General features: G+C 62.9%; 20 protein-coding genes and 2 pseudogenes. 11 read left to right on the forward strand and 11 right to left on the reverse strand.

The window, feature by feature from the left end; genetic code table 11:
- The 5 genes and pseudogenes from E4Q23_RS14835 to E4Q23_RS14850 form a co-directional block, all read left to right on the forward strand.
- A pseudogene (locus E4Q23_RS14835) lies at positions 1 to 1,499 on the forward strand (hypothetical protein); the annotation flags it as partial.
- A gap of 409 nt (positions 1,500 to 1,908) precedes the next feature.
- Positions 1,909 to 2,730: a hypothetical protein gene (locus E4Q23_RS23955; protein WP_248595471.1), complete on the forward strand. Its 822-nt coding sequence runs from the start codon at positions 1,909 to 1,911 to the stop codon at positions 2,728 to 2,730.
- A complete protein-coding gene (locus tag E4Q23_RS14840; protein ID WP_248595481.1) occupies positions 2,612 to 3,448 on the forward strand; it encodes an IS66 family transposase in 837 nt (278 codons plus the stop codon). The genes E4Q23_RS23955 and E4Q23_RS14840 overlap by 119 nt, the downstream gene beginning before the upstream one ends.
- Positions 3,445 to 4,140, forward strand: a complete 696-nt coding sequence (locus E4Q23_RS14845; protein WP_169067361.1) for a Druantia anti-phage system protein DruA — start codon at positions 3,445 to 3,447, stop codon at positions 4,138 to 4,140. The genes E4Q23_RS14840 and E4Q23_RS14845 overlap by 4 nt, the downstream gene beginning before the upstream one ends.
- 4 nt (positions 4,141 to 4,144) lie before the next feature.
- Positions 4,145 to 4,438 (forward strand): acylphosphatase, encoded by a 294-nt coding sequence (locus E4Q23_RS14850; protein WP_169067362.1) that lies wholly within the window; start codon positions 4,145 to 4,147, stop codon positions 4,436 to 4,438.
- Positions 4,439 to 4,456: 18 nt separating this feature from the next.
- Here the strand turns inward: E4Q23_RS14850 and pbpC are convergent.
- The 9 genes and pseudogenes from pbpC to E4Q23_RS24610 all read right to left on the reverse strand — a co-directional run bounded on the left by pbpC (position 4,457) and on the right by E4Q23_RS24610 (position 16,290).
- Positions 4,457 to 6,738, reverse strand: a pseudogene (gene pbpC, locus E4Q23_RS14855) (penicillin-binding protein 1C).
- Positions 6,739 to 6,834: 96 nt separating this feature from the next.
- The gene (locus E4Q23_RS14860; RefSeq protein WP_169067363.1) at positions 6,835 to 7,131 is read right to left on the reverse strand and encodes a type II toxin-antitoxin system RelE/ParE family toxin; all 297 of its coding nucleotides are present in this window, start codon (positions 7,129 to 7,131) and stop codon (positions 6,835 to 6,837) included.
- Between the two features lie 10 nt (positions 7,132 to 7,141).
- Positions 7,142 to 7,426 (reverse strand): ribbon-helix-helix protein, CopG family, encoded by a 285-nt coding sequence (locus tag E4Q23_RS14865; RefSeq protein ID WP_169067364.1) that lies wholly within the window; start codon positions 7,424 to 7,426, stop codon positions 7,142 to 7,144.
- An 84-nt stretch (positions 7,427 to 7,510) separates the two neighbouring features.
- Complete coding sequence (locus E4Q23_RS14870) at positions 7,511 to 12,676, reverse strand: MG2 domain-containing protein (RefSeq protein WP_248595472.1); 5,166 nt, start codon at positions 12,674 to 12,676, stop codon at positions 7,511 to 7,513.
- A 123-nt stretch (positions 12,677 to 12,799) separates the two neighbouring features.
- Positions 12,800 to 13,618, reverse strand: a complete 819-nt coding sequence (locus tag E4Q23_RS14875; protein WP_169067365.1) for a symmetrical bis(5'-nucleosyl)-tetraphosphatase — start codon at positions 13,616 to 13,618, stop codon at positions 12,800 to 12,802.
- Between the two features lie 9 nt (positions 13,619 to 13,627).
- A complete protein-coding gene (gene galE / locus E4Q23_RS14880; protein ID WP_169067366.1) occupies positions 13,628 to 14,632 on the reverse strand; it encodes a UDP-glucose 4-epimerase GalE in 1,005 nt (334 codons plus the stop codon).
- Positions 14,633 to 15,010: 378 nt separating this feature from the next.
- Positions 15,011 to 15,385: an H-NS family nucleoid-associated regulatory protein gene (locus E4Q23_RS14885; RefSeq protein WP_423753347.1), complete on the reverse strand. Its 375-nt coding sequence runs from the start codon at positions 15,383 to 15,385 to the stop codon at positions 15,011 to 15,013.
- Positions 15,386 to 15,583: 198 nt separating this feature from the next.
- The gene (locus E4Q23_RS14890) at positions 15,584 to 15,931 is read right to left on the reverse strand and encodes a flavin reductase family protein (RefSeq protein ID WP_336511704.1); all 348 of its coding nucleotides are present in this window, start codon (positions 15,929 to 15,931) and stop codon (positions 15,584 to 15,586) included.
- On the reverse strand, positions 15,856 to 16,290 hold the full coding sequence (locus E4Q23_RS24610; RefSeq protein WP_336511705.1) for a flavin reductase family protein: 435 nt from the start codon (positions 16,288 to 16,290) through the stop codon (positions 15,856 to 15,858). Before E4Q23_RS24610 ends, E4Q23_RS14890 begins: the two co-directional genes overlap by 76 nt.
- On the opposite strand from E4Q23_RS24610, the gene E4Q23_RS24615 reads away from it, so the two are divergent.
- The 5 genes from E4Q23_RS24615 (at position 16,253) to E4Q23_RS14910 (ending at position 20,155) form a co-directional block, all read left to right on the forward strand.
- Positions 16,253 to 16,384: a hypothetical protein gene (locus E4Q23_RS24615; RefSeq protein ID WP_272873696.1), complete on the forward strand. Its 132-nt coding sequence runs from the start codon at positions 16,253 to 16,255 to the stop codon at positions 16,382 to 16,384. The genes E4Q23_RS24610 and E4Q23_RS24615 overlap by 38 nt on opposite strands.
- A gap of 326 nt (positions 16,385 to 16,710) precedes the next feature.
- Positions 16,711 to 16,854, forward strand: coding sequence for a hypothetical protein (locus tag E4Q23_RS14895; RefSeq protein WP_169067367.1), 144 nt, complete (start codon positions 16,711 to 16,713; stop codon positions 16,852 to 16,854).
- Entirely contained in the window at positions 16,847 to 17,968 is a 1,122-nt protein-coding gene (mutY, locus tag E4Q23_RS14900) for an A/G-specific adenine glycosylase (protein WP_169067368.1), read from the forward strand. Before E4Q23_RS14895 ends, mutY begins: the two co-directional genes overlap by 8 nt.
- A gap of 88 nt (positions 17,969 to 18,056) precedes the next feature.
- Positions 18,057 to 18,737, forward strand: coding sequence for a heavy metal response regulator transcription factor (locus tag E4Q23_RS14905; protein WP_169067369.1), 681 nt, complete (start codon positions 18,057 to 18,059; stop codon positions 18,735 to 18,737).
- Positions 18,734 to 20,155: a heavy metal sensor histidine kinase gene (locus E4Q23_RS14910; RefSeq protein WP_169067417.1), complete on the forward strand. Its 1,422-nt coding sequence runs from the start codon at positions 18,734 to 18,736 to the stop codon at positions 20,153 to 20,155. The genes E4Q23_RS14905 and E4Q23_RS14910 overlap by 4 nt, the downstream gene beginning before the upstream one ends.
- Positions 20,156 to 20,249: 94 nt before the next feature.
- Here the strand turns inward: E4Q23_RS14910 and E4Q23_RS14915 are convergent, their stop codons facing one another.
- Both E4Q23_RS14915 and E4Q23_RS14920 read right to left on the reverse strand, forming a co-directional pair.
- Positions 20,250 to 20,939, reverse strand: coding sequence for a CatB-related O-acetyltransferase (locus E4Q23_RS14915; protein WP_211203775.1), 690 nt, complete (start codon positions 20,937 to 20,939; stop codon positions 20,250 to 20,252).
- A gap of 2 nt (positions 20,940 to 20,941) precedes the next feature.
- A complete protein-coding gene (locus E4Q23_RS14920) occupies positions 20,942 to 23,284 on the reverse strand; it encodes a carboxy terminal-processing peptidase (protein WP_169067371.1) in 2,343 nt (780 codons plus the stop codon).
- A 798-nt stretch (positions 23,285 to 24,082) separates the two neighbouring features.
- On the opposite strand from E4Q23_RS14920, the gene E4Q23_RS23960 reads away from it, so the two are divergent.
- Positions 24,083 to 24,925 (forward strand): PEP-CTERM sorting domain-containing protein, encoded by an 843-nt coding sequence (locus E4Q23_RS23960; protein ID WP_248595473.1) that lies wholly within the window; start codon positions 24,083 to 24,085, stop codon positions 24,923 to 24,925.
- Positions 24,926 to 25,061: the final 136 nt, after the last annotated feature.

Below are 25,061 nucleotides of genomic sequence, written 5' to 3' on the forward strand. Positions count from 1 at the left end.
ACGTTCCGACCGGCGGCACCCTTCTGCTCGGTAGCGCTTCAGATCCGGTCGGTCTACTGGACATTGCAGACAACGCCACTGGCGGCGCCGACACCACTGCGGACCTCGACTTCTCGGTAACCAACCCCATGTTCGCCGCCTATATTGGCAACGAATTGCGCATTGGTTCCGCGGCGGCCAGCAGTTCCTCTGGTGAGCTTGTCTTGGCTTCAAACTCCGCGCTGAACGTGGGCACCGAAGCAGCGTTGGCTGACGTCAACATTGGATACGCCTACAACTGGGACGCGACCCCGACGGGTGTCCTGGATGCCCTGGACGCTGCCGCAACCATCAACCTGCATCTCGATGGACTCTTTGTCGGCCGTTCCAGCCATAGCGGGGCAGTTGCCGCGAGGGGCACTTTCCTCATGGGCGAAGGCGTGACCGGCGATGCGAATTCCGTGGCAATCGGCGCAGGCACCGGCGCCACCGGCCTCGTCGACATCGTCGGCGGCAGCCTGCACGCCGTGACGCTGACGCTCGCCAGCGGGACGCTCGACGTGAACGACCAGCCGCTAATTATTGGCTCCACTGGCGCGCTCAACGCGCAGACGCTCGACCTGGCCGGCGGCTTGCTGACCGGCCAATCGGTCGCCATCAACGGCGGCACCTTCAACTTCTCCGGTGGCGTCCTGGCGGTCGATACCTTTACTGGCCTGCTTGAACAGGACGGCGGCGTGCTCGCGCCAGGAAACTCGGTTGGCCAGACCACGGTAAGCGGGAACTATGCCCTGGCGTCGGCCGGAACACTGAGCATCGAGATCTTCGGCAGCACCTTCAACACGACCACCAAGCTGTACGACCGCCTGGCGGTCAACGGCACGGTCAATCTGAACGCCGACAGCAACGCTGGTGGTGGCGGCACCCTCGACGTACACCTCGGCTACAGCCCGAGCGTGGGTAGCGCCTTCACCATTCTCACCAACGACGGCAGCGATGCGGTCAGCGCGCGATTCAAGGGATTGCTCGAGGGAGCGACGTTCAACACCGCCTATGGTGGCCAGACGGTGACCTTCCAGATCTCCTATTCCGGAGGTACCGGCAACGACATCGTGCTGACCGTCACCAACAAGACCGGAACGGCGCCGACCGGCCTGACCGTGACCGGGACAGCCGACAGCGAGTTGTTGAGTGGCAGCGTCGGTGCGGACACGTTTACCGGGCTGGGCGGCAACGACATCTTCACGGGATGGCTGGGCAACGACTTGTTCACGTTCGATGTCGGCTGCGGTTTCGACCGGATCAACGACTTCAGCCCCGGCAGTGATCACCTTCAGCTGAACATTGCGCTCGGAGTGGACAGCTTTGCCGCCCTCGACAGCAACAGTAACGGGGTACTGGACGACGCTGATGAGCTCGTGATCGTTGCCGGCAACGATACGATCCTGATGTTTGGCACCGATCAGATCGACATCGTCGGTCAGACGGCGCTGCACAGCACCGACTTCCTCTTCGTCTGACGCCGCGGGAGCGGGCGTTTGGCTCGACGACACCACGGCGTGGTGTCGTCGCCAGCCTGTGTCGACAGCACAACCCTGTCCGGTCAATTGCGTGGCGCCGAAAACGCCTGCCGTTGGGTAAGTATTCGGCCAACCCGTAGTGAGCCAGCGCCGTTGGCGAGGCGGGTTAGCGGCAGAGGACTGATTGGAAGGATCGGTGAAGGGGATCAGACAATCTGATCTCGGCGCCATGACGTTCGCACGATCGTCATGCTAAATCCACGGAAGTTTATGAAGTTGGCTTGCCAAACGATGAGCAGTTCGTAAGGATTCCGTGAACCCGTAGCCCCCGCCGTTTTAGTCGACATGCGTCAGTCAGCGAATCTCTGGCGCGCCGGGATGCTGTACACAGTAGAGAAGATCGGGCACCATGCCGCGCATGGACACGGGTGCGGACATCATTTGCGGAGGATCGGCGGCAAGTCACCGCCAGGTGGTGCCGTTCGCCGAAGTGATGGTGACGTTGACCAAGGAGCAGGAAATCAAGCTCCGTTGCGAGGCCGACTTCTGGCGGAGCCAACATCGGCAAATGCTGGTCCGCTTGGCGCAATCGGAGGCCGCTCATCGGGTGGAAATGGCGCAAGCGGCGGAGCAAGCGGCGGCGCGTGAGGCGGCCTTGCGCAGCGAGCTAGAGCAGGCCCAGGGCAAGATCCGCGATCGGCAAAAACGCCTGTTTGGTCGCAAGTCAGAACGCTCTTCAGGAGCCGAGAAGAACCCGCTAGCAGACCAGAAGTCGTCGCGGGCCCGAGGTCAGCAACCGGGAGCAGCGGGTCACGGGCGGAACCCGGAAAACCACTTGCCGACGCAGATCGAGGTCATCGACGTCGACTGCCCGCATTGCCCGGACTGTGGTCTGAGCCACGTCGACTTTCCCGGCACGGAAGACAGTGAAGTTCTCGAGATCGAGGTCAAAGCCTACCGCCGGAAGATCTGCCGGCGGCGCTACCGGCGGACCTGTCAGTGCCCGGGGGCGCGGGGTATTCTGACCGCGCCACCGCCGGCACGACTCAGCGTTGATTGCGCGCGGCAAGTACGGAGTGTCGATCTGGGTGCACCTGCTGCTGTCGAAGTTCTTGTACGGCCAGCCGACGCATCGGCTTCTGCGAGACTTGTCCGATCACCAACTGACGCTCTCGGCGGGAACGGTGACCGGCGGACTGCGGGCCTTGGCGCCGCTGTTCGAGCCGCTTGAAGAAGCGTTGCTTGGCCAACTGCGCCGCGAGAAACAGTGGCACGCGGACGAGACCCGCTGGCGGGTCTTTGCCGAGACCGAAGGGAAGGTCGGACAGCGCTGGTATTTCTGGGTGTTCCACTGCCCATCGGTCATCCACTTCGTGCTCGACCCGAGCCGCTCGGCGGCGGTGCCGATCCGGGAGCTCTCCGCTAGCGCCGGGGGAATCATCATCTGTGATCGCTACTCGGCCTACAAGAAACTCGCGCGCGTCCTTGCGCACTTCATTCTGGCCTTCTGCTGGGCGCACCAGCGGCGGGACTTCCTGGAACTGGCCAACGCCCGTCCGGATCTCGCGGACTGGGCACTGGCCTGGGTCGAGCAAATCGGTGAGCTCTACTACTTGAACGGGGCGCGCCTGGAAGTCCGTAACGACCCGGCACAGTGGGCCGAGCGCGCCCAGCGCACGCCGGTGGTCGCCCGCAAGAACTTCTATGGGTCGGGCAGTCACTGGTCCGGCGCACTCGCCGCGACGATGTTCAGCTTGCTGCTGACGCTGCGCTTGTGGGAAATCAACCCGCGCATCTGGCTGACGGCGTATCTGGAAGCCTGCGCCGCCAACGGCAGGCAGCCGCCGACAGATTTGAGTGTCTTTCTGCCCTGGGCGATGGCGACCGATCGTCTGGCCCGGATGCGTGACATCCCGGTCGCTCAGACGCGTCCCATCGATAGCTCGTGAAGCCTTATTGCGGGCGTCACTTTACCGCCGACGAACTGCAGACGATCCGCGGCCTGATCGAGGCCCATCCGGGCAACAGTCGCGCACACCTCTCGCGCCAGGTGTGCGAGCTCTTCGACTGGCGCAAGCCGAACGGGGAGCTGAAGGACATGACCTGCCGGGTGGCCATGCTGCGCATGCAAGCCGACGGCCTGCTCACCCTGCCGGCGGCACGGTGGGCCGCTCCTCGTCAACCCGACTATCGGCCCACGCACGCCACCGATCCACAACCGTTGCTCACCCAGCCGGTGCATCAACTACCGCCTCTCTCTGTGCGCCAGGTCGTCGGCTTGGCGAACTCGCGTCTGTGGAACGAGTACATCACCCGTTACCACTCTCTCGGTCACACGCCCATGGCGGGCAGTCAGAGCCGCTACTTCGTCTTCGCCGGCGAGACCCTGGTCGCCTTGCTCAGCTTCGGCGCCAGCGCCTGGAAACTCGCCGCGCGTGAGCAATTCATCGGTTGGCACGATGAGCAGCGACAAAAGGACCTGCAACTCGTGGTGAACAACGCCCGCTTTCTGATTCTGCCCTGGATTCAGTGGCGCCGCATTGGCATTCCTGACGAGCTTTTAAGCAAGCCTGACAGCGGAGCGAAACCCACGGGGTGGCCAGAATTCATAGGTTCCGTACTGCGTGTAACGTTACACTAGCCTGATGAGTGATGCAGTTTGCCGAAATTTGCGTATTCATGGCCGCGTGCAGGGCGTTGGCTACCGCTGGTCCTTGGTTGCCGAAGCGACAAGGCTTGGGCTGAGCGGCTGGGTGCGCAACCGCCGCGATGGCAGCGTCGAAGCAATGGTCAGCGGCCCGTTCGAGGCGGTCGACGCACTGCTCGTCTGGGCCCACCGCGGGCCGTCGATGGCCCGCGTCGATCGCGTCTTGTGCAACGAAGGCAATGCCGGCGAACTGGGCAGCCGCCCCGGCTTCTTCCAGATTGCGACGCGCTGAGCAAAAGTCTTGCTGCCTTCAGCGCACGCTGATTTCGACACGATCGTAACGACCGGCGTCGTCCATGACTGTGATCTGGTAGCGTCCGGCATCGCTGAAGCGCTGTTGCAGGGCGCGACCAGCCGGTACGCGGCCGATCTGGCGGCCGTTCAGAAGCCAGATCAGCTCTTCCTGGCCGCCGCGCGCTTCGAGGCTCAGCTCGGGCGCCGGGCCGTTGCCGGCGCGGCGGATGGTGGCGCCGTTGCTGATGCCGACGATGCGCAGGCCGCCTTCCGGCGCGCGTGCGCCGATGCAGTCTGGCGCCCACTCAGGGGGCAGTGCGCGGGTTCGCGTCGCCGCGTCGAGCCAGGGTTCGAGGGCGGCTGGCCAGCGCGCCATGTCGACGGCAGTCATCTCGCCAGCGGCACAGGCTGCGCGGACGCGTAGTCCGCTGGCGGCGTCGCGGTAATCGGTATAGCGCGGGCTGCCGCCGCGCAGGCGGTCGGCGAAGGTCGGCGGCGCGGTGTCGTTGACAATCCAGGCCGTTCGTTCCTGATGGCAGAGCTCGGGCGGCGTGCTCTCGCTGCGCGTGCCGAGTGGCCAGCAAATGCGGGTCGTAGATACGCTGGTCGGCGGCGTGCGCGGCCCTGGTGGTGAGTCGTCGACGACCGCAAAGACGTCGACCAGCAGGGGTGCCGCGATGTTGGCGCCGAAGAAGCCAGGGTTCGGCGTGCCATCGGGTCGGCCGATCCAGGCGCCGACCGTGAAGCGGTCGCTGACGCCAACTGCCCAGGCGTCGCGAAAACCGAAGCTGGTGCCGGTTTTCCAGGCGATGCCACGGCGTGCGCCGACGCCGTCGTTGAGCTGCCGCGCGACCGGGCCACCCGCTTCGAGGATGTCGCGGATGATGAAGGCCGCGCCTGCGCTCATCATCCGTGCTTCCTCGCGCGGCGCGTCGGCAAAATAGCGCGGCTGGCCGCTGACCCCGGCGCGCGCCAGCGCGGTATAGGCGCCGACCAGACCTTCCAGGTTTACCGCCGTGCCGCCAAGGATGACACTGAGGTTGGCTGCGGCACCCTGCGGCAGTGCCAGCTTCAGGCCGCCGCGGCGCAGCAGGGAAACGAAGCGCTGCGGCCCGAGCCGTTCGAGCACTTCCACTGCCGGGACGTTGAGCGATTTCTGCAGGGCTTCGGAGACGCTGACCGGGCCGCTGAAGTTGGCCTGGAAATTGCCCGGCTGATAACCCGAGAAGGATTGCGGCACGTCGGCGAGCAGCGACTCGGAGTGAATCAATCCTTCGTCGAGGGCCAGGCCGTAGAGGAAGGGTTTCAAGGTCGAACCCGGTGAGCGCGCCGCCTGCACCATATCCACATGCGCAAAGCGCGCGTCGTCGCTGAAATCGGCGGAGCGGCGTAGGCCCGCACTTCGAGAGTCTGGTTATCGACCACCAGTGCCGCCATCGACACGCGTGGCGGCAGCAGCGGCAGCCTGGCCGCAAGCAGGTATTCGACCGCTTGCTGCAGGCTCGCGTCGATGGTGCTGTCGATGCGCGCGACCTGTGGCCGCAGTCGCCGCAGGCGTTCGGCGAGCAGCGGCGCGAGGAGCGGCTCGCGGATGCTTTGTGCGATCACCGGTTCCTGACGGGCGTCGGCGATCACTGCCGCGCCCCAGCGCGATTGCAGGCGATCGAGGACCTTGTCGCGCGCCTGCCGGGCAGCTTCCGGGTAGCGGTCGGGGCGCAGTCGCGAAGGGGCTTGCGGCAGCACGGTCAGCAATGCCGCTTCGGATTCGCTCAGTTGTCGGGCCGATTTGCCGAAGTAGGCACGGCTGGCTGCTTCGACACCCTCGACGACGCCACCCATGGGCGCAAAGCTCAGGTAGATTTCGAGAATCTCGCGTTTCGAGAGGCGCAGTTCGAGCTGTAGCGCGCGCGCGATCTGGCGCAGCTTGCCGGTGGCACTGCGCGAGGGCGCGTCGGGTTCGAGCAGGCGCGCTACCTGCATGCTCAGTGTCGAGCCGCCGGAGATAATCTGCCCGTGTCGCTGCCATTGCCAGGCGGCGCGCAGCAGCGCCCAGGGATTGACGCCGGGATGCCACCAGAAGCTGCGGTCCTCGTAGGCAACCAGCGCTTCGACATAGCGTGGCGAGACGTCTTCGACGCCTACCGGGTGGCGCCAGATGTGCTCGCGGTCGGGGAAGGCGCGCAGTGGCGTTCCGTCGCGGGCGACCACCAGTTGCGCCTGTGGCGCCGACTGCCCAGGCAGGGGGGGCGGGAAAAGTTGGTCGGCGATGAGGAGTGCGGCCAGCGTGCCGGCGAGCATCAAGCGCCAAGCCCTGGGCGATGGTAATGGCAGCTTGCTGCGCGTAGCAAGGGTCACGATCAGGCCAGAGCAGGCGCTTTGTGCAGGGCTTGGCGCTCAAGCTCGCGCATAGCCAGCCTCCCGTTGACTGCGCACGGCCAGGACAAAAACGGTGTCGACTTCAGGCGCATAGACGTATAGCGCCAGATAGCCACGCGAAGAACGCCCGATCACCAGTTCGCGCTGGTCACCATTGACCGGTCGGCCAATCAGCGGGTTATGTTCCAGGACGCTGATCGCGGCGATGATTTCGCGCAAATGCGACGCGGGGTCGGCGGCCGCGTAGCTGGCGAGATGATCAAGGATTCGCTCGAAGTCGTCGCCGACCTCCGGCGCGAGTTCGATGCGTGACATTCTTGGCCCGCTAGCCTGCCAGCTTGCGAGCTGCCGGGCGCTTCAGCGTATTGCCGGCCAGGCGGTCTTCAAGATAGGCGCGCATTTCCTGCCAGGGAATGGCCTGGCCCGAAGCCAGGATGCGCGCATGGCGCTCATCGGCCAGCGCAGCGAAATCAGCGCGCAGTTCGGCCGCTGCCGCCTTCTCGGCGATGGCTTCGAGAATGAAGCCATGCGCGCTGGTGCCGGCGCGCTCGGCCGCCGCCACAACACGGGCTTTCAGATCGTCTGGCAAGCGAATCGTCGTCGTGGACATGCTTGTCTCCTGTCGAATCAGAGGTCTGAGCCAACTGTAGCACATTCGTGCTACAGAACCTTTCCAGCTTGCTCCCTCGGCGGCCTATCGGCTCTCGCTTCGATCATCCTTGCCATCGCTCACCAGCAAGGTCTCGCCACCCCCTGCCAGGCCGTAGATCTGCGGCTGGTACATGTCTTCGGCGTAGGTCGGTGGTAGCACGAAGCGCCCCGGCGTAACGACGCGCACGCGGTAGAAGAAATGCATCTTGCCGGAAAGTCTGGCGGCGACGACGAAACGATCGTCGCGGAACTCGACATGCTGGATGCTGTTGTGCTGCATTGCCTGGCGTGGATCGACGCCATCGATGGTGATCACCGCCTGCTCGCCCTGGACGATGTTGGTGTTCTCGATTTCGAGACCGGCCGGGATGTAGTCGACGACCAGGCCGTTGACGTAGCGTCCGGCGCTGTTCACCTGCAGGCGAACGATCGCCGTTTCGCCGACGCGCAGTGGACGCTCGCCGAGCGGCTTGCCGTCGGCCGAGAACCAGTCGCGGCGAAGATCGAAGTCCGTGCGGCGTGCGGAGGGCATGCTCAGCGGGTTGCCGGCGAAGTTGAGCTCGGCGACGAGGGGGGCGTGGCCGGGGTTCCTGATCGTCACTCCTGCCGCCAGTTGCTCGGTCGCCAAAGGAAGGTACTGCGTTCCCTGGCCACCGATCATTTGCGCCTCGCCTGCCGACAGAAATTCGCCGCGCCATTCCCTGGCCGTGTCGGTAGCGAAGCTGCGCCCGAGGAGGAACAGCGCCATCTGTTCCTGCGTGCTGTAGCTGCGCTGGCTGAGCATTTCGCCGGCGACCTGGGCAAGCAGGTCCTCGCGTCCAGCCGGCGTCAACCCATGCTTGTCGAGCAGCACGTAGATCAGCGCCCAGTCGCGCAGATTGCTGCCGTAGTCGCCCCACCAGGCGCCGTGTGGGCCGGCACGCCGCTTGAGCAGGCCGGCGGCGATGGCGCTGTTCGCGCGTGCCTCGTCGCCCATCAGCTTGAGCGCCAGGCCAAGCTGGACCAGGGCCAGCCCGGACGGTGCGGCGGCTTGCGCGTCGGCCAGCTGGCGCAGTGTCGACAGCGGCGCCTTGCCCTGGCGCGCGAGGACGTAGGCGCCGTAGGCGAGCACCGCGAAACGGCCGGAGCCGGCGTAACGGGGGTCGTTCCAGACCGAGTTCTCGTTGTAGGTGACGGTGCCTGTCGGCAAGCCGGCAAGGCCTTCCTGCAGGCCCTTGAGGAGGAAGCCGAGAGCGCGTTTCTCGACTTCGGGCGGCACGTTGAAGCCCTGTTCGCGCGCGTCAATCAGGAAGTTGCTGACGTAGGCCGACAACCAGTACTGGTACTCGGAGAGGTTTCCCCACAGGCTGAAGCCACCGTTTGGCGCCTGCATGCCGGCCAGCCGGGCGATGGCCTTGTCGAGCATCGCAGCACGCTGGGCCTGGGTGAAGGGCTGGAGCGCGAACTTCCGCGCCGCCGCCGCGTCGATGAAGACGTGCGGATAGGCGCTGCTGGTCGTCTGCTCGGCGCAGCCGTAGGGGTAGCGCAGCAAGCCCTGCACGGCGTTGCGCACGTCGATCGGCGGCTGGTTCGAGATGGCCAGCGTCGCGGCCACCGTTTGCCGCAGGAAACCGCCCAGCTCGGCGTCGCGGACTTCGATGCTTTCGCCGGGAGCGATGGAGAGCCGCTTGATCACCGTCTGGCGTGGGGTCGGCGCCTGCACCTGTAGCGGGAAGCGGCGATTGATCTTGACGCGTGGGCTGTCGACGCGCACCTGTATCTCGGTCAGGCCAAGGGCGCTACCGGCCTCGATCGGGATGCGCAGGGTCCGCTTCTGCTGATCCTGGAGCCAGAATTCTTGCTCGCCATCCTGGATCAGCAGGCCGTCGCTGTTGCTGACTGCGAGGCTGATCTGCTGCGCGCTGCCGGCCAGGTTCTGCACATCGAGTGCCAGCACGGCGCGGTCACCGACCGAGAGGAAGCGCGGCGTCGCCAGTTCGACGATCAGCGGCGCGGCGACGGTGACTTCGGCTTCCTGCCAGCCGAAGCGCTCGCCGCTGGCGGCGACGGCCATCAGCCGCAAGCTGCCGTTGAAATCGGGGACCGGCAGCGAAACCTCCGCCTGGCCATTTTCGTCGAGCATGACCGGGCCGCTGAAGAGGTCGACCAGGCGTACTTTCTTGGGCAGGCTGCGCGTTGGCTGCGGCCCGGCGTCGCCGCCAAACTTGAGCTTGCCCCGGTCGCCGGCCATCTTCTCGATGACCCGGCCGTAAATGTCGTAGGCGTCGGCACCGTAACGCAGCTTGGCAAAGAAGAAAGCGAAGGGATCCGGGCTGGCGAAACGGGTGATGTTGAGGATGCCTTCATCGACCGCTGACAGGGTCAGCAAGGTCTTTTGCCCCTTGGCCTCGGGAACGCTGATCTTCACCTTCAGTGGCTGTTCGGGTTCCACCTTTGGCGCGGTTTCGAGGTTCACCGCCAGTTTGCGGCTGCCGCGGTCGAGTGGCAGGTGCAGCAGGCCCAGGGCCCGGGCCGGGGTCACTTTTTCGTCCTTGCCGCCGGGACGCAACACCATCACCGCGACGTAAAGGTCATGCCGTTCCCAGGCCTTGTCGATGGGGATGGCGATGCTCCCGCCGTCGACGCCGATCGTCAAGCGGCGTGCCCACAGTCCACGCTCGCCTTCGACGGTGACCAGCGCTTCGCCGGCGTGCGGCGGGGTGATGGTCAGGCGCGCCGTTTCACCGGCCAGGTAGGCGGGCTTGTCGAGTTTGAGCGTCACCCGGTCGGGGCGGACGCCCTGCGTCTCGTCGTCCTTGGCCGACCAGCCGGCGTAGAAGCGGAAGCGCGTCGTCTGGCCGGTTTCGGGGTCGAAAACTTCGACGCGGTAGCGACCGTACTTGACCGGCAGGCTCAGCATGCCGCGTCCGCCAGCAGGCACCGAGACCTGCGTCGTGGCCACCAGTTCATTGCCTTCGGTGAAACCCGAATGCCAGCCACGCTGGTCGTCGAAGCGCCAGTAGTAGTGCCTGTCCTCGCGGAAAAGCCGTACCGGCAGTGCCGCTCCGGCGAGCAGGGCGGCGTCGGCATTGGTGCGCACGACTTCGAATTCGGCCGGTGCGCCCTCGCGCGCGTAGTCGCCGACGAACATCGGCCGCAGTCCGACCAGGACCGGTGCCGGCCAGAAGACGCGTTCGATGCTGCGGATCACCGGCCGGCCGCCGCTTTCGAGCAGGCTCAGCGTGGCGCGCACGGTGAACGGCGAATGCCGCGCGACGATCGTCGCCAGGTCGACTTCGATGCTCGCCTGGCCCTTGTCGTCCATGCTCGTTTCCGGCAGCTCGCTACGCGACTTGACGCTGTCTTCGTCGGCATCGCCGAAGACGAATCCCGGCAGCTTCTGCGCCAGCGGATTGCGGTTGCGTGCGCTGCTCACCGCGCCGACCAGCTGGTTTCCGGCAGCCGCGGCACCGTACAGGTAACGGCCGCTGACGTCGACCTGCCAGGTAGCCGAGGCTTCGCTCAAGTGATCGCTGGCGGTGCTCAGTTCGAGCTTCATTCTCTCCGGCAGGAATTCCTCGACCGCGAAAGCCATGCTGGTGCTGGCCATCCTGGCCGCCGGGTCGGCGCGCAGTTCGAGTTGCCAGGAACCGGTGGCGGCGTCGACCGGCAGTTCGATGGCGCGCTGGTAGTAGCCGGCGAAGGCCGGGTCGGGTTGCCAGGTGGCCGTCCACTGGGCCTTTCCGTCGGGGCGGCGAAGAATGGCCTGGATCGGTTGTGGGGGGACGGGATGGCCGTCGGCATCGCGGGCCAGAACCGAGACTTCGAAGTGCTCACCCGGCCGGTAGAGGTTGCGACCGCTGTAGGCAAAAAGGCGCAGCGGTACGTAGGGCATGCCGGCGATATCGAATTCGGCGAGGTCGAGCGCCGCTTCGCGCAGCGTGATCAGCGACATCTGCTCGCCTTCTCTGGCCATCAGCACGCGCGCGCCGGCCGGTTTCTCGGCAAAGCTGACGCGGCCGTCAGCGTCGCTCTCGGCACGTACCAGGGTCTTGCCCTGTTTGTCCACCCAGCTCACTTCGACGCCCGCGCGCGCCTTGCCGTCGGTCAGCGAACTGATGTAGGCATCTGCGCCACTGGCGTACTGGCGCAGATGCAGGCCGAGATCGCTGACGTAGAAGTAGGTCGTCTGGTAGTCGCCGCGGAAACGATTCGGTTGCGACATCACCGCCACGTAGACCCCGGGTTCGCGGAGCGCCGGAATGCTCTCGACCGGGATGAAGGTGACGCGGCGGCGATCGGCTTGCTGTTCGGTCAGAAAGCGGCCGACGAAGGCGCTGCTCGTCAGCTTGTGCAGCTGATCGAGATCCCAGTAGCTGACGGCTCCCTTGAGGCGCGTGCCACGCTTGTAATAGTCGTGGCCGTCATCGGCATCAACATCGTCGTCGCGAGCCTGCTCGCTGCTGGTCGCTCCCTGGGCGACGACTTTTTCGAGGAAGCGAGCCAGTTGATCGGGCTTGACCTTGAGGAACTGGATGTCCACTTCCGGCACGTTGACCGTGGTCACCGGCAGGCCGCCGTTCTGCGCTGCCGGCAAAACCATGCCGCGGCTGGCAAAGTAGAAGGCCGGCGGAACAGCTGCGGTAACAATCGAGAAGCGCGCTTCCTGGTCGAGCTTGCTGCCGTTGCTGGCCGGCAAACCGGGCTGGACGCGTACCACGTAGCGTACCTGCGGCTTGATGCGTGGGAAGAACAGCAGGTGTGGGTTTTCGCCGACGACCCAGGCGCCGGCAACCGGCTTGCCGCCTTCGAGTTCGGTATCCTGCGGCGCGGTGCTGGTGGTGGTTTGCGCAGAGCGGTCGTCGTCCCCTGCGTCGTCCGCAGCGGCATCGTCCACGCTGCCGTCGTCGCGCGCCGGGCGGGCTTCCGTCGCGGCAGGCATTTCCAGAACCTGCACGAACTTGTCGTAGTTGCGCTTGCTATCGAGGGGCAGACTGAACGACAGGGCCAGCGCCGGCGAGCCGTCGAGTTCGCGATGCGTGCCGTCGACCACCTCGAAGTGCACGCCAGCCGTTGCCGCGTCATCCCTGTCTTTGTCTGGCGAATGGCCGATGGCCAGAAAGATTGAAATCGCCGCCACCGCGGCTGCGACAATCGCCAGCATTTGCGCCTGGCCAAGCTGTCGCCAGCCTTGTCCGCCGCCCTGTTCCGCCTGTCGTCCGATCTGCATGGCTTTCTCCAGAGGCAAGTTCTCCAGGGATTCTAGCAGGCAGCCGCTGCGCGGTGGCGAGGTCCACGGCAAAGAGCGGCGAGCGCAAGGCTCCGCGCTTGGCCGTGCCGGGGGACGCTCAGCTCAGTTTCGGGCTTCGCCAAGCGCGCAGTCGACCTGAAAGAGCTCGCGGTCTTCAAGGCGAATGGCGGTCAGATGGCGGCCCCAGAGGCAACCTGAATCGAGGGCCAGCAGATTGGCTTCGATTTTCAGCCCGAGCGCCGACCAGTGACCGGTGACCAGCACGTCGTCGGCGCTGCGTTGGTTGGGAAGCTCGAACCACGGCATCAGCCCGGCCGGGGCGCTGCTGAGCTCGCCCTTGGTCTTGAAATCCATGATCCCCTCCGAGGTGCAGAAGCGCATGCGGGTCATGGCATTGACGATGACTCGCAAGCGCGGCCATCCTTCCAGATCGTCCGACCACGCGGCGGGTTCGCTGCCCCACATATTGGCCATGAAATCGAGGTAGGTCGGGCCGGCCAGTACTGCCTCGACCTCCGCCGCCAGCTCGCGAGCCCTGTCCGTGGTCCATTGCGGCAGCAGTCCGGCATGCACCAGGCAGAACGGACCTTCGCGGTGACACAGCGGGCGATGGCGCAGCCAGCCCATCAATTCCTCGCAGTCGGGCGCGTCAAGGATGTCGTCGAGCGTGTCACCCTTGTTGCGCCGGTCGAAGCCCGCGGCGGCCATCAACAGGTAGAGGTCGTGATTGCCGAGAACGGTGGTTGCGGCAGCGCCCAGGTCACGCACGAAGCGCAGGGTTTCCAATGAGCGCGGGCCGCGGTTGACCAGGTCGCCGACAAACCACACGCGGTCTCGCGCCGGGTTGAAGCGGCATTTTTCCAGCAGCTGCTGTAGCGAGTCGAAGCAGCCCTGGATATCGCCGATTGCGTAAGTTGCCATGATCGTCCGTCAGGTCCTGGCGCACTGCTGCTGCCAGCGCCAGGCATCGCTGCACATCTCGTCGATGCCTCGCCGCGCTTGCCATCCCAACAGCTCTGCGGCGAGCGCAGGATCGGCGTAGCAGGCGCCGATGTCGCCGGGCCGCCGCGGCACCAGTGCGTAGGGTATCGGGCGTCCACTGGCGGCTGCAAAGGCGCGCACCATGTCCAGCACCGAGTAGCCGCAACCGGTGCCGAGATTGACCGTCAGCAGGCCACCCTTGGTGAGCAGATAGTCAAGAGCTGCCAGATGGCCGTCGACGAGATCCATGACGTGAATGTAGTCGCGCACGCCGGTGCCGTCGGGCGTCGGATAGTCGTTGCCAAAAACACTCAGTTGCCGGCGTTCGCCTGCCGCCACCTGTGCCACGTAGGGCAGGAGGTTGTTCGGAGTGCCATTCGGTTCCTCGCCGATCAAGCCGCTGGCGTGCGCGCCGACGGGATTGAAATAGCGCAGGCGCGCGATTCGCCACTCCTCATCGGCCTGCGCCAGGTCGGCCAGAATGTCTTCGATCATCAGCTTGCTGGCGCCGTAGGGGTTGGTCGTCGAGCGCGGAAAATCTTCCCGGATGGGCACCGACGCCGGGTCGCCATAGACCGTCGCCGAGGAGCTGAAGATCAGCGTTTTCACCGCGCTTTCGGCCATCACTTCGCAGAGGCTGATCGTGCCCCCGACATTGCAGTCGTAGTAACGCAAGGGTTGAGCGACCGATTCTCCGACCGCTTTCAAGCCGGCGAAATGAATCACCGCGTCGATCGGCGAGGCGGCAAAGACGCGCCGCAAGAGCGCTCGGTCGCGGACATCGCCCTCGAAAAAGACCGGCCGCTGGCCGGTAATCCGAGCAACCCGATCGAGAACTTCGGGGCGACTGTTGGACAGATCATCGACGACGATCACGCCATGGCCTGCCGCCAGTAAGGCGACGCAGGCGTGCGAGCCGATATAGCCGCTACCTCCCGTTACCAGGATATTCATTCTTAGCCTCACATGAATGCGCTTTCGAGCGCGTGGCCAGCGCTGTGCTGCGCGATCAGGCTCTCGTCGGGCTCGCTTTCGCGGCCCTCGCGCCGCGACAAGCGTGCGCTATTGGTCCCGGATTCGCTGGCTCAACTTTTTCGCACTTCTGCCCATGCTGACGCAGCGCCAGGGGCGAAAACGGGGTAGCGGGGAATAGTAACAGGCACACAGGCAACCGACACGCAGACAAATCTTGCGGCAATTTCGAGCATTTCAAAGCCATTCCCAGCATTTCCCACTGGCATCGGGAACGGCACAACAGCGCGGACTGTTCGCCGACAACTCCGGCCGCAAGCGGGCGCGGAGTGCCGGCATCAAGCGGCGCTGCGCGCCCTGCTAGCGAGCCACGAGAAACTCGTCCCGATGCCGACCCTGCCCCTCAAGGCTGGTCAGCCAGTTTGGCGCCTTGCCGCGACCTGACCAGGTTTCACCATTCGGCCCGCGAAACTTGACGGCGACCGTGGTGCGTATTTTTCCAGCCACGACGCCGAGGCCTTTGAAGCCACAATCGGCGGCTGTCAAACCATAGTCGGCAATCAGTTCCTTGGCCTGGGCGATCGCCGCCGACACTTCCGAGCGCCGCGCTTCGGCGATCTGCTGTTCCAAGGAATCACGCTGTTCCAATAACTCTTTGTAAGTCGCCATACTTATCTCCTGGGGTAAAAATGTGTTATCAAAAAAAGCAATTGAAACAGGCTGCGAGCCACCCATCAAGGGAAAATCTCACAAACCCGGGGTTACTCTCTGCCGGTCGGAAGGCCGGCTACAGAGGAGGTCGTGCAGGTAAGTCATTTGCTCACCGCCTTGCTTTGCCCGGTACACCACCATCATCGCTGCAGCCAGGCACCGCTGCGGCGGAAGCGGACCCCAAGCGCTTGGGGTCAAAAGTTGCAGTCTGTTCTCTCAGCGTTATCGCTCCGCAATTCCGCGCAATTGGCGATAGCAGCCACCATGAAAAATCAGGGGGTCACTCGCTTCGCCGCGGGCAAAACGCTGCACCCGGCCGAGAAAGACGAGGTGGTCACCGCCTGGGTGCTGCATTTCGTTGACACATTCGAACCAGGCCGAGCAGCCTTCGATGAGCGGTATGCCAGCGATGCCACGGCTCGTCGCCACGCCGTCGAAACGATTGCTATTGTCCGGGGAGGCGAAGCAGTCGGAGAGGTCTTGCTGATTGGCCGTTAGCACGTTGACCGCGTAGTGCGTTGCACGACGGAAGGCTTCAAGCCTTGGCGAGTGAGCCGACAGGCTCCAGATAAGTCAGGGGGGGGGTCCAGAGAAACCGAGTTGAAGGAGTTGATGGTCACGCCCATCGCCTGTCCATCCTCGGTCAGCGCCGTAAGTACGGTAACCCCGGTTGCAAAGCTGCCGAGCGCATCGCGGAAGTCACGGCAGACAAGATCTCTGGTCGCCAGTGCGCGGCCCGTGTCGCAGGTCTCGCACGGTAGAGGCTCGGCGAGCGCGGTAATGGACGTCGGACATGCCTGGGAATCGAAGCGCTGGGGCATCAGGGGGCGCCGATGCGTGTTCGAGGCATGCTGAAATTCGTGGTCGGCAGGAAGATTCGTGAGGTCCTCAATGGCAGAAAAAACACTGGGCGTTGGCGTTGATTTCATCGCCGGATTTGACACTCTCGATATTATGGTTGCTGCAGGCACCATCATGTCCGATACCGGCAATAATACTAGGGACAGGATTATCCTCGTGTAGCCTTTCTGTGTCGACATAATTCTGGCCCTGGCTCACAGGAAAAGTCTACGCCATCGGCTGGGCAGAACTTCATGGCTTGTCGCTGATAACCTCTGGAAAGAGCGCAGTAGCCCGTTTTAATTGGGAAATCCGCTCAGCACTCGGGGGTATCTCTCGCCTTCGCGCGATTCTCTGCTGGCATTTCAGGCGCCTCTGGGTGCCGGGCGCCGCGCTGAGCGATAGGAGCGCGAAGGAAGTCCTCGCACGCAGACGGGCGGGCCGGTTTGTGCACGACAAGACAGCGCGAAAAAGAGGAGAATCGCTAGCTTTCTGAGAGGAGCCTCCACTTGATCCGTGCCGCTGATTTTCCCATCCGTCGGGGACGCCGCCTGGCGTCGCTAGCCGCCCCTGCGGCTGGCGAATCGATGCGCGTCGCCCTGGGACTGGGACTGGGACTGGGACTGGGACTGGGAGCGCTGATCCATGGCTGACTCTCTGGATGCGGCGCAGCGCGGTTTCGCGCGCCGCATCATCATCTGGCAGGAAGGGCATGGCCGCCACGATTTGCCCTGGCAGAAAACACGAGACCCGTATCGGATTTGGTTATCTGAAATCATGCTGCAGCAAACGCAAGTGCAGACGGTGCTTCCCTATTACGCGCGTTTTCTGATGCGTTTCCCGACTCTGGAAGTGCTTGCTGCTGCGCCGCTCGAGAGCGTCCTCGAACTATGGTCGGGGCTCGGTTACTACGCGCGCGCGCGCCATCTTCACCGTTGCGCGCAAGTCATCGCCGCGGGCGACGGGACGCTGTCGGCAGATCCCGAAGGAAACGCACGCTTGCCGGGGATCGGGCGCTCGACAGCTGCCGCGATCAGCGTTTTTGCCTTTGGTCGCCGGGCGGCCATTCTCGACGGCAATGTTAAACGCGTGCTGGCCCGTTGTTTCGCTGCCAAAGCAGCGGCCACTGCCGCGCAAGATGAACGCCAGATGTGGGCCCTCGCTGAATCACTGTTGCCGGCCAGCAGTATCGAGAGCTATAGCCAGGGCATGATGGACCTGGGGGCGACGGTGTGCTCTCGCCACAAGCCGCAATGTGAGCTTTGTCCGCTCCGCGAGATCTGTCTCGCCTGCCGTGACGGTCGGCAGGCCGAACTGCCGCGGCGGCGAGTGAAACGTGCACCAGCGCAACGGCTGAGCAGCCTGCTGCTGCTCAGCGACGGTCGGCGCATCCTGCTCGAACGCCGGCCGCCTATCGGCATCTGGGGTGGACTGCTGAGCCTGCCCGAAGGCAGCGGCGATTCGGCGGCTGTTTTCGCCGAGCGCCACGGCTGTCGTCTGCTGAGTAGCCGGGAACTGACGCCCATCGAACACAGCTTCACCCATTTCCGCTTGACCATGCAGGTGTTGCACTGCCAGGTGGAGGCGATCGGCCTGCAGGCCAATCAAGCCCCGCTGCAATGGTTGCCGGTCGATGAAGTCGTCGCGGCGGCCTTGCCGGCGCCGATCAAGAGGCTGCTGCTGGCGCTGGGGATGCGCGACGCACCGTCGATCGAGGAAGCGAGCGTCGCCGATGATGAGGCGCACACCACCCGGTCGGAAAGCTGACCGGGTGATTACATTTCTGTAATAGGCCGCCCAGCGGCGTCGCAAGCAGGCACAATCTCGCGCAATGACTGGGCAGCGGACGACGCACATGAAGATACTGATTGTCGAAGATGAGCCAAAGACTGGCGACTATTTGCGCAAGGGTTTGCTTGAGGCGGGTTTCGTTGTCGATCTTGCACGTGATGGTCTCGATGGTCTGCACCTGGCACTGAGTGGCGATTACGATCTGATCGTGCTCGATGTGATGCTGCCTTCGCTGGACGGCTGGGGCGTCCTGACAACGGTGCGCCGTAGCGGTCACGAAACGCCGGTACTCTTTCTCACCGCCCGCGACGGCGTGGAAGACCGGGTGCGTGGGCTGGAACTGGGCGCGGACGATTACCTCGTCAAGCCCTTTGCCTTTTCCGAGTTGCTTGCCCGCGTGCGCACCCTGCTCAGGCGCGGCCGTTCGCAGGAAGTCGAGATGCTGCGCGCCGCAGATCTGGAGTTGGATCTCTTGCGCCGTCGCGTCAGCCGCGCGGGCGTACGCATCGATCTCACGGCCAAGGAATTCGCGCTGCTCGAGCTGCTCTTACGCCGCCAGGGGCAGGTCTTGCCGCGCTCCCTGATTGCCTCACAAGTGTGGGACATGAACTTCGACAGCGACACTAACGTGATCGACGTCGCGGTGCGTCGCTTGCGTGTAAAAGTGGATGAACCCTTCGAACCGAAGCTGATCCGCACCGTGCGTGGTATGGGCTACGTGCTCGAAATTCCGGCAGCTCTCTGAACGTGCGGGCGTGGCCGAGGTCACTGACCACCCGTCTGGCGCTGCTCTTCGCGCTGCTGACGGCGACCTTGTTGCTGGTTGTCGTGCTGGTGCAGGGGAGCGCCGTCGAAAGCCATATGCGCGAGCTTGACGATCATGAGCTCACTGGCAAGGTGACGCTCATCAAGAACGTCCTGCATGATGCCGAACCGTCCGCATCCCTGTCACGTCGGCTTGACGACGCTTTTATCGGGCACGACATGTTGGCGGTGGTACTGCGCGACGCCGAGGGCAGCGTCGTCTATGCACTGCGTCCGGAGTTCTTCGGCGAACGACAATTGGCCGCTGACTCAGTGCTGGATGTCACCACGACATGGGAAAAAGGCGGGGAAAAAGGCGGGGAAAAGGGCAGCGACGAGAGCAGCAAACAATACCTTGGGCTGGAGACTCTCGTCGAAGCGCTCGATTCCGGCTCCAGGCCGACTCGCTTGCGCGCGCTGGTCGGACTCGATGTCTCGCATCACCTGCGCTTCCTCGAAGAGGTACGCAAGCGCCTGTGGATCGACATTTTCTTCGCTGCGATCATCGCGGCTTTGTTCGCCTGGTTCGCGGCACACCGCGGACTCGCCCCCTTACGGCGAGTAACCGCTACCGCCCGCGGCCTGTCGGCAGAATGTCTCGGCGAGCGCCTTCCCGAGCGCGACGCACCGAATGAGGTTCGCGACTTGGTGATCGCTTTCAACGGCATGCTCGAGCGACTGGAATCCTCATTTCGCCGCTTGTCCGATTTCTCGGCCGATATCGCCCATGAGTTGCGCACGCCGGTCTCGAACCTGATGACCCAGACCGAGGTCGCCTTGTCGCACACCCGGAGTCCGGACGAGTACCGCGACGTTCTTGCTTCCAACCTGGAAGAGTACGAGCGCATTGCACGCATGGTCAGCGACATGCTGTTTCTTGCCCAGGCTGAAAACGGGCATCTGCTGCACTCGTCCGAAGCGGTCAATCTGGCCGATGAGGCGCGGGCACTGATTGACTTCTACGAAGCGCTGGCCGAGGAGAAAGGCGTGCAGATCGTCCTTGCGGGAGAGGCGAGCATTACTGCTGACCGTTCGATGATGCGTCGTGCACTGTCCAACCTGTTGTCGAATGCTCTTCGTCATACCCCGTCAGGAAGTATCGTCGAGATTTCGATTAGCAGTCAGGCCTGCTTGGCGATGCTGGCCGTGAAGAACCACGGCGATACGATTCCGTCCGATCAGCTGGCGCGGATTTTCGAGCGCTTCCATCGTGCAAGTCCCGAGCGACACCGACACGGTGAGGGCGCCGGCCTTGGGCTGGCCATCACGCGCAGCATTGTCGAGGCGCACGGCGGTCAGCTCAAGGTGACGTCCGCGGCCGGCGTAACCACCTTCACGCTGCATTTGCCGCTAGTGTAAGCTTGCGCGTAGTGTGGAACACAGGCATTCCAGACATGACAAGGGCTGCCATGGACACGAACGAAGCTTGCGTGCCAAAGGGCAGAGTCTTCGACTAGCTTGAAATGCGCCACGTATCACGGGTAAGCGAAACCTTTCTGTACGCCGATGGACGATTCACGCTGCTGATTTCTTCCAGGAACTTGTCAGGATCGTTTGACGGTAGGCGTTTGAGCACTTCGGGGTCCACTTCCCACCACTTCGAACAAAGGAGTCTGGCAACTGTTTCCGGAGTGTGGCGGTATTTCACAATACGTGCTGGAACACCGACTACGATTGCGTATGCTGGAACGTCACGAGTCACGACGGAGCGTGCTCCGATGATCGCTCCGGTTCCTATCGAGAGACCTTTCATAATCATGGCCTCTCTGCCGATCCATACATCGTTACCAATAACTGTCTGCGCGGGATCTTCCAATTCCTGGTTGAGAGCGTCATTTTGTAAACAACCTGTACTTACCCAATCTATGGGATGGCTTCTCGCATTTTGCCCAAGAACTACCTCATTGCCGATCGAACAAAAACGTCCGATGGCTGCAACGTTCAATAACTCACTTCCACTCCTTATATAAGAGTAGGCTCCCACCTTTAGATATTCGAACTCGGTTACGGAGGCATTGATGGACACCTGCTCTTCCAGGATCAATATTGCGTGTCGTTTGAATCCAGAAACTCCTTGCGATAGCTTTATATTAAAGCGGTGCAGAGAGCTGTTGAGGATGGTCGCTTGCAGTTTTCTTAGCATGGCTAGTACGGATGTGGGGAGAAGAAGCATTTCTTCCTTGCCAAGAGCCGGCCAGTTCGCTTGGAAATGTGGCGTGACTTTGAGGCTTGGCCGGGAAACCGGTATTGTGCCGCTGCAACTTGCTTACCACGTGGTGGCCGGGGCCCTTGGGGCCACGGCTTCTCATCGGAATTTATCGACGAAGCGGGCTTGCCACGTACAGCCACTCGGGTTTCGCGTTTGAGCAGTCCGACCTGATCGCTGAGAATATGCGCGGCCTCGTCCAGCAAGATATCTTTCGCATCTTTCCGCGCTTTTTCCGCTGCCAGTTCCTTCTTGAGATCACGTTCGTCGGCCTGCAGGCCGTCGTCCTGCACTGATCCCGTATTCCTGGCCTCGGTTTCCTCGCCGTTAGGCCCGGACTGGGCATCCTCTTCGGTGCCCCGCAGTTTTTTTCGCAAGGCAATTTTTGCCTCCTGGTCTTCACGCTCGCGGCGTCTTTCGGCCTCGTTTAAAGAGACTGAAGTTCTCTTGCGAAGGCGGCTTGCTTCGGCCACGTCCTCTTTCAGAAACTTGAAACCCTGAACAGATTTTATCCGGGCTTCGTGGCGCATTTGCAAGCTGGGCAGGAGCGCTTTCTGATTGCCCTGCGGTGAATAATCAGCTGCCTGGACTTTTGCCCAGGGGAGCGCATTATCGAAGCTTGATTCGCCGGAGTTCTCTTCGTCTGTAAACGAAGGGAAGTTGATGTCGGGTTCTACACCCCTGAGTTGCGTGGTGCCGCCATTGATACGGAAGAACTGGGCAATGGTCAGTTTCAAGTCGCCGAGTGCCGGAGTCTCGTTCTTGACGATTTGATCGAGGTTGATCATGGTTTGCACAGTGCCTTTTCCGAAACTGCGCTCGCCAATCACAAGGCCGCGGCCATAGTCCTGAATTGCCGCGGCAAAGATCTCCGAAGCGGACGCCGAATTCCGGTTTATGAGCACCGCCAATGGTCCGTCCCAGGCGACAATGGCATCGGCAGCCCTGGCCACGGTAAGGCTGCCTTTAGCATCGCGCTGTTGTACCACTGGCCCCGCGCCAATAAACAGGCCAGTCAGCTGGACGGCTTCAGCCAACGACCCGCCGCCGTTATTACGCAAATCCATCAAGACACCGTCGACCTTGTCCGTCTTCAGCTCATCCAGCAGACGATTCACATCGCGGGTGGCGCTTTTGAAATCCGGGTCACCTCTTCCCCGCGCTTCGAAATCCGCATAGAAGGCGGGCAGGGAGATCACCCCGATGCGGCGAGTGGTCTTTCCTTCGGCCACCGAGATGATCGACTTCTTGGCCGCTTGCCGATCCAGTGTTACTTTCTTCCGAGTCAGTGCGACTAGTTTGTGCTGGCCATCAGGACCGGCATCGACGGGCAGTATGTCCAGCACTACGATGGTGTCCGGCTCGCCGCGAATTTTCGCTACGGTGTCGTCCAGGCGCCAGCCGAGGATATCGGCGACGACCCCGTTTTTTCCCTGAGCAACGCCCATGATGCGATCGCCGGGCTTCAGTTGCTCGGAGAGTTGAGCGGGCCCGCCCGGAACAAGTTCTCGAATGATCGTGTAATCGTCTTTCTGGGTCAGTACCGCACCGATGCCAACGAGAGAGAGCCGCATTGAAATGTCGAACTCCTCCGTCGCCCTTGAACCCATGTAGTTGGTATGCGGTTCGATGGACGTGGCGTAGGCATTCATGAACAGCTGGAAGGCGTCTTCACTCTTGGTCAGGGCCACTCGCTGAAGGGAATTCTCATAGCGCTTGTCGAGCGTCTCGATAATGGCCTTGTCGTCTTTTCCGGCCAGTTTGAGTCGCAACCAGTCGCTCTTGACCCGTGTACGCCACAATTCCTTGATTTCCTGCTCGGATTTCGCCCACGCGGCCTTTTCTCGATTGTATTGGTAATGCTCATTCTTGCGGAAATCGAAACTGTCTTTGAGCAAGCTGCGGGCGTAAGTGAAACGCTCGACGACCCGCTGCGTGTAGAGGTTGAAAATGGCAAAGGGAAGGCCGAGGTATTCATTGTAGATGGCGTCATCGAAGCTGGTGCGTGCGGCTTCGAGGTGATCGATGTCGCTTTGAACAAAGAAACGCTTCTCACCGTCGAGCAATTTCAGGTAGCGGTCGAAGATCTTCGCCGACAGTGCGTCGTCCAGGGGGACTGGCTTGTAGTGGTGTCGGGTGAGCAATTCTGCTGCCAGGTGTGCTGCCTTCGGCTGTTCCGACAGGGGCTTCAAGGGCGGGACAGCTTGCGTCGTCAGTTCGGACGTCGCGGCCTGCACCCCCATCGCTGCCACAAATACGAAGCACCACAGTAACTTTTTCATTGATCTCCTGCCTCATCGAGCCGCCGAGTCCGGTGACTGGGTGCAAAATCGGTATGTCTGCCTTGACCTTCCGGGAACTCGCCGAACGGTCGCAGCAATTGTTGAGTGCGCGCAATACTAGTGGGTTTGTCGGACAACCGATAGACAGGAACTGTAACCGGATGTGCGTGATTTTATATCCGCCAACGCTATCCTGGTCCTGGCCGGCGTGCGCTCGGGGTCGGGCGAAGGGCGCCCCGCTCGGCGCGCAGCGTCTTCCAGGCGCTGTTGGCCACCCTGGGGGCGGTTGCCAGCCGCATCGGTTCGGAGTTCATGCCGACGCTCAACGAAGGCTCGCTGTCCTGCTTGCCGGCATGTCAGCCGGATTCCGTTTCGCTGCTTTGCCACGCACTGCTGACCACAGGTGCAAGCCGGCATGGCCGAAGTTATCGCGAGCAATGGCGATGCGGTAGCTCGGACACGGTGGTCGCGGTTTAGATCCAGGACGGCCATGTCCCGGCAAGAGTTTGGTACGCCAAGACGGGAGGTTGAGGGAATCGTCGCGGTTCTCTTGTCTTGCCACAAAACTCGAGCGAATTTGTCGGATTTTCTTACACTACCGGCGAAGGAATCGGCCGCTTGCCGTCGATTGGTGGCCGCGAAGCGTGAAAAGCGCAATTAATTCAGCTTCGCCGAGCGGTATCCAAAACCTCTGGCACGATTGCTGCTTCGACTAGGCGTGCACGGCGATTCGCCGTAAGGGGCTCGGATCGTTGAGCTCCGACCATTCTTCCACGACACCTGCTACGGGAGTTCCCCATGTTCAAACCAATCTCAATCCTCTCGCTATCCTTGCTGGTGGCGAACGTATCCCATGCCGCTTTGGTCACCGATCCGAACGACGCGCGTTCGTGGCAGGGCGCAACAGTCGGCACCTTCGCTGCCCTCTACTATGGCTCCGACACGCTGGCGAACCGTCAGTTGGTCGTCGACAATCAACTTCTGGACGATAGCTATTTCCAGTCGGCCGGCTTCGCTGCCGCGCAGTTCATCAAGTTCAACGGCGTTGACCTCGTCGCCAACCCTGGTTACAGCAGTTATGGCACGTCGTTGGACCAGCCAAATGCCAGTGACAGCAACGATGGTACCTACAATTACACCGCCGGTGCTCCGGGAGCAGTCGTCGGCGGTAGTAGCGTCGATCAGCACTGGGTACAGACTGATAATGTGATCGGCAATTCGATCTGGGATCTCGGTTTCCAGGCCACCAAGGCTGCCGTTTTCAACACCATCGACCATGGTCCCTTGCCTCAGGAAGCCATCGAATCAACGGTCTACCTGTCCAACGACAAGCTTATCTGGACGCAGGCGGTGACCGAGCGTGTATGGCTTGAGGGCATTTACGCTGACAGCTCGGTGGTCTGGGACGGATTTGCCTACGCCGTGGGCACCGGCAGCAACGCAACTTTCCGCTATGCGTCGGTAATTTGGGGTGGCCCCGGCGCCTTGCTGGCTGACGGTGACAACGAAATCAACGGCATCATGGGTTTGCAGTCGGATTTCCAGCCGCCTCCAACCGACGTTCCCGAGCCAGCCTCTCTCGCCTTGCTGGGGATCGGTTTGGCCGGTCTCGCAGGCATGCGTCGCCGTCGCGGCGCCTGATCAAGCGTGGTGCCGGATGATGATTGCTCCGCCGGTGTCCGGCGGGGTCTTCTCGTTCGGCCAAGCACCATTGTCGGACCGTGTCCAAGCGGGCTGATGGGAGCAAGCGGGGGAGACGGTACCCTGTGCCCCCGGA

The sequence above is a fragment of the Candidatus Accumulibacter phosphatis genome, from assembly GCF_012939955.1.
Classification (GTDB): Bacteria; Pseudomonadota; Gammaproteobacteria; order Burkholderiales; family Rhodocyclaceae; genus Accumulibacter; species Accumulibacter delftensis.

What these genes read in the sequence shown, in the direction of transcription:
- E4Q23_RS23955 (WP_248595471.1), top strand. Translation starts at nt 1,909, where the DNA reads ATGCCGCGCATGGACACGGGTGCGGACATCATTTGCGGAGGATCGGCG.
- E4Q23_RS14850 (WP_169067362.1), top strand. Translation starts at nt 4,145, where the DNA reads ATGAGTGATGCAGTTTGCCGAAATTTGCGTATTCATGGCCGCGTGCAG.
- E4Q23_RS14860 (WP_169067363.1), bottom strand. Translation starts at nt 7,131, where the DNA reads ATGTCACGCATCGAACTCGCGCCGGAGGTCGGCGACGACTTCGAGCGA.
- E4Q23_RS14865 (WP_169067364.1), bottom strand. Translation starts at nt 7,426, where the DNA reads ATGTCCACGACGACGATTCGCTTGCCAGACGATCTGAAAGCCCGTGTT.
- E4Q23_RS14870 (WP_248595472.1), bottom strand. Translation starts at nt 12,676, where the DNA reads ATGCAGATCGGACGACAGGCGGAACAGGGCGGCGGACAAGGCTGGCGA.
- E4Q23_RS14875 (WP_169067365.1), bottom strand. Translation starts at nt 13,618, where the DNA reads ATGGCAACTTACGCAATCGGCGATATCCAGGGCTGCTTCGACTCGCTA.
- galE (WP_169067366.1), bottom strand. Translation starts at nt 14,632, where the DNA reads ATGAATATCCTGGTAACGGGAGGTAGCGGCTATATCGGCTCGCACGCC.
- E4Q23_RS14885 (WP_423753347.1), bottom strand. Translation starts at nt 15,385, where the DNA reads ATGGGTGGCTCGCAGCCTGTTTCAATTGCTTTTTTTGATAACACATTT.
- E4Q23_RS24615 (WP_272873696.1), top strand. Translation starts at nt 16,253, where the DNA reads ATGGCAGAAAAAACACTGGGCGTTGGCGTTGATTTCATCGCCGGATTT.
- E4Q23_RS24610 (WP_336511705.1), bottom strand. Translation starts at nt 16,290, where the DNA reads ATGAAATCAACGCCAACGCCCAGTGTTTTTTCTGCCATTGAGGACCTC.
- mutY (WP_169067368.1), top strand. Translation starts at nt 16,847, where the DNA reads ATGGCTGACTCTCTGGATGCGGCGCAGCGCGGTTTCGCGCGCCGCATC.
- E4Q23_RS14905 (WP_169067369.1), top strand. Translation starts at nt 18,057, where the DNA reads ATGAAGATACTGATTGTCGAAGATGAGCCAAAGACTGGCGACTATTTG.
- E4Q23_RS14915 (WP_211203775.1), bottom strand. Translation starts at nt 20,939, where the DNA reads ATGCTAAGAAAACTGCAAGCGACCATCCTCAACAGCTCTCTGCACCGC.
- E4Q23_RS14920 (WP_169067371.1), bottom strand. Translation starts at nt 23,284, where the DNA reads ATGAAAAAGTTACTGTGGTGCTTCGTATTTGTGGCAGCGATGGGGGTG.
- E4Q23_RS23960 (WP_248595473.1), top strand. Translation starts at nt 24,083, where the DNA reads ATGTTCAAACCAATCTCAATCCTCTCGCTATCCTTGCTGGTGGCGAAC.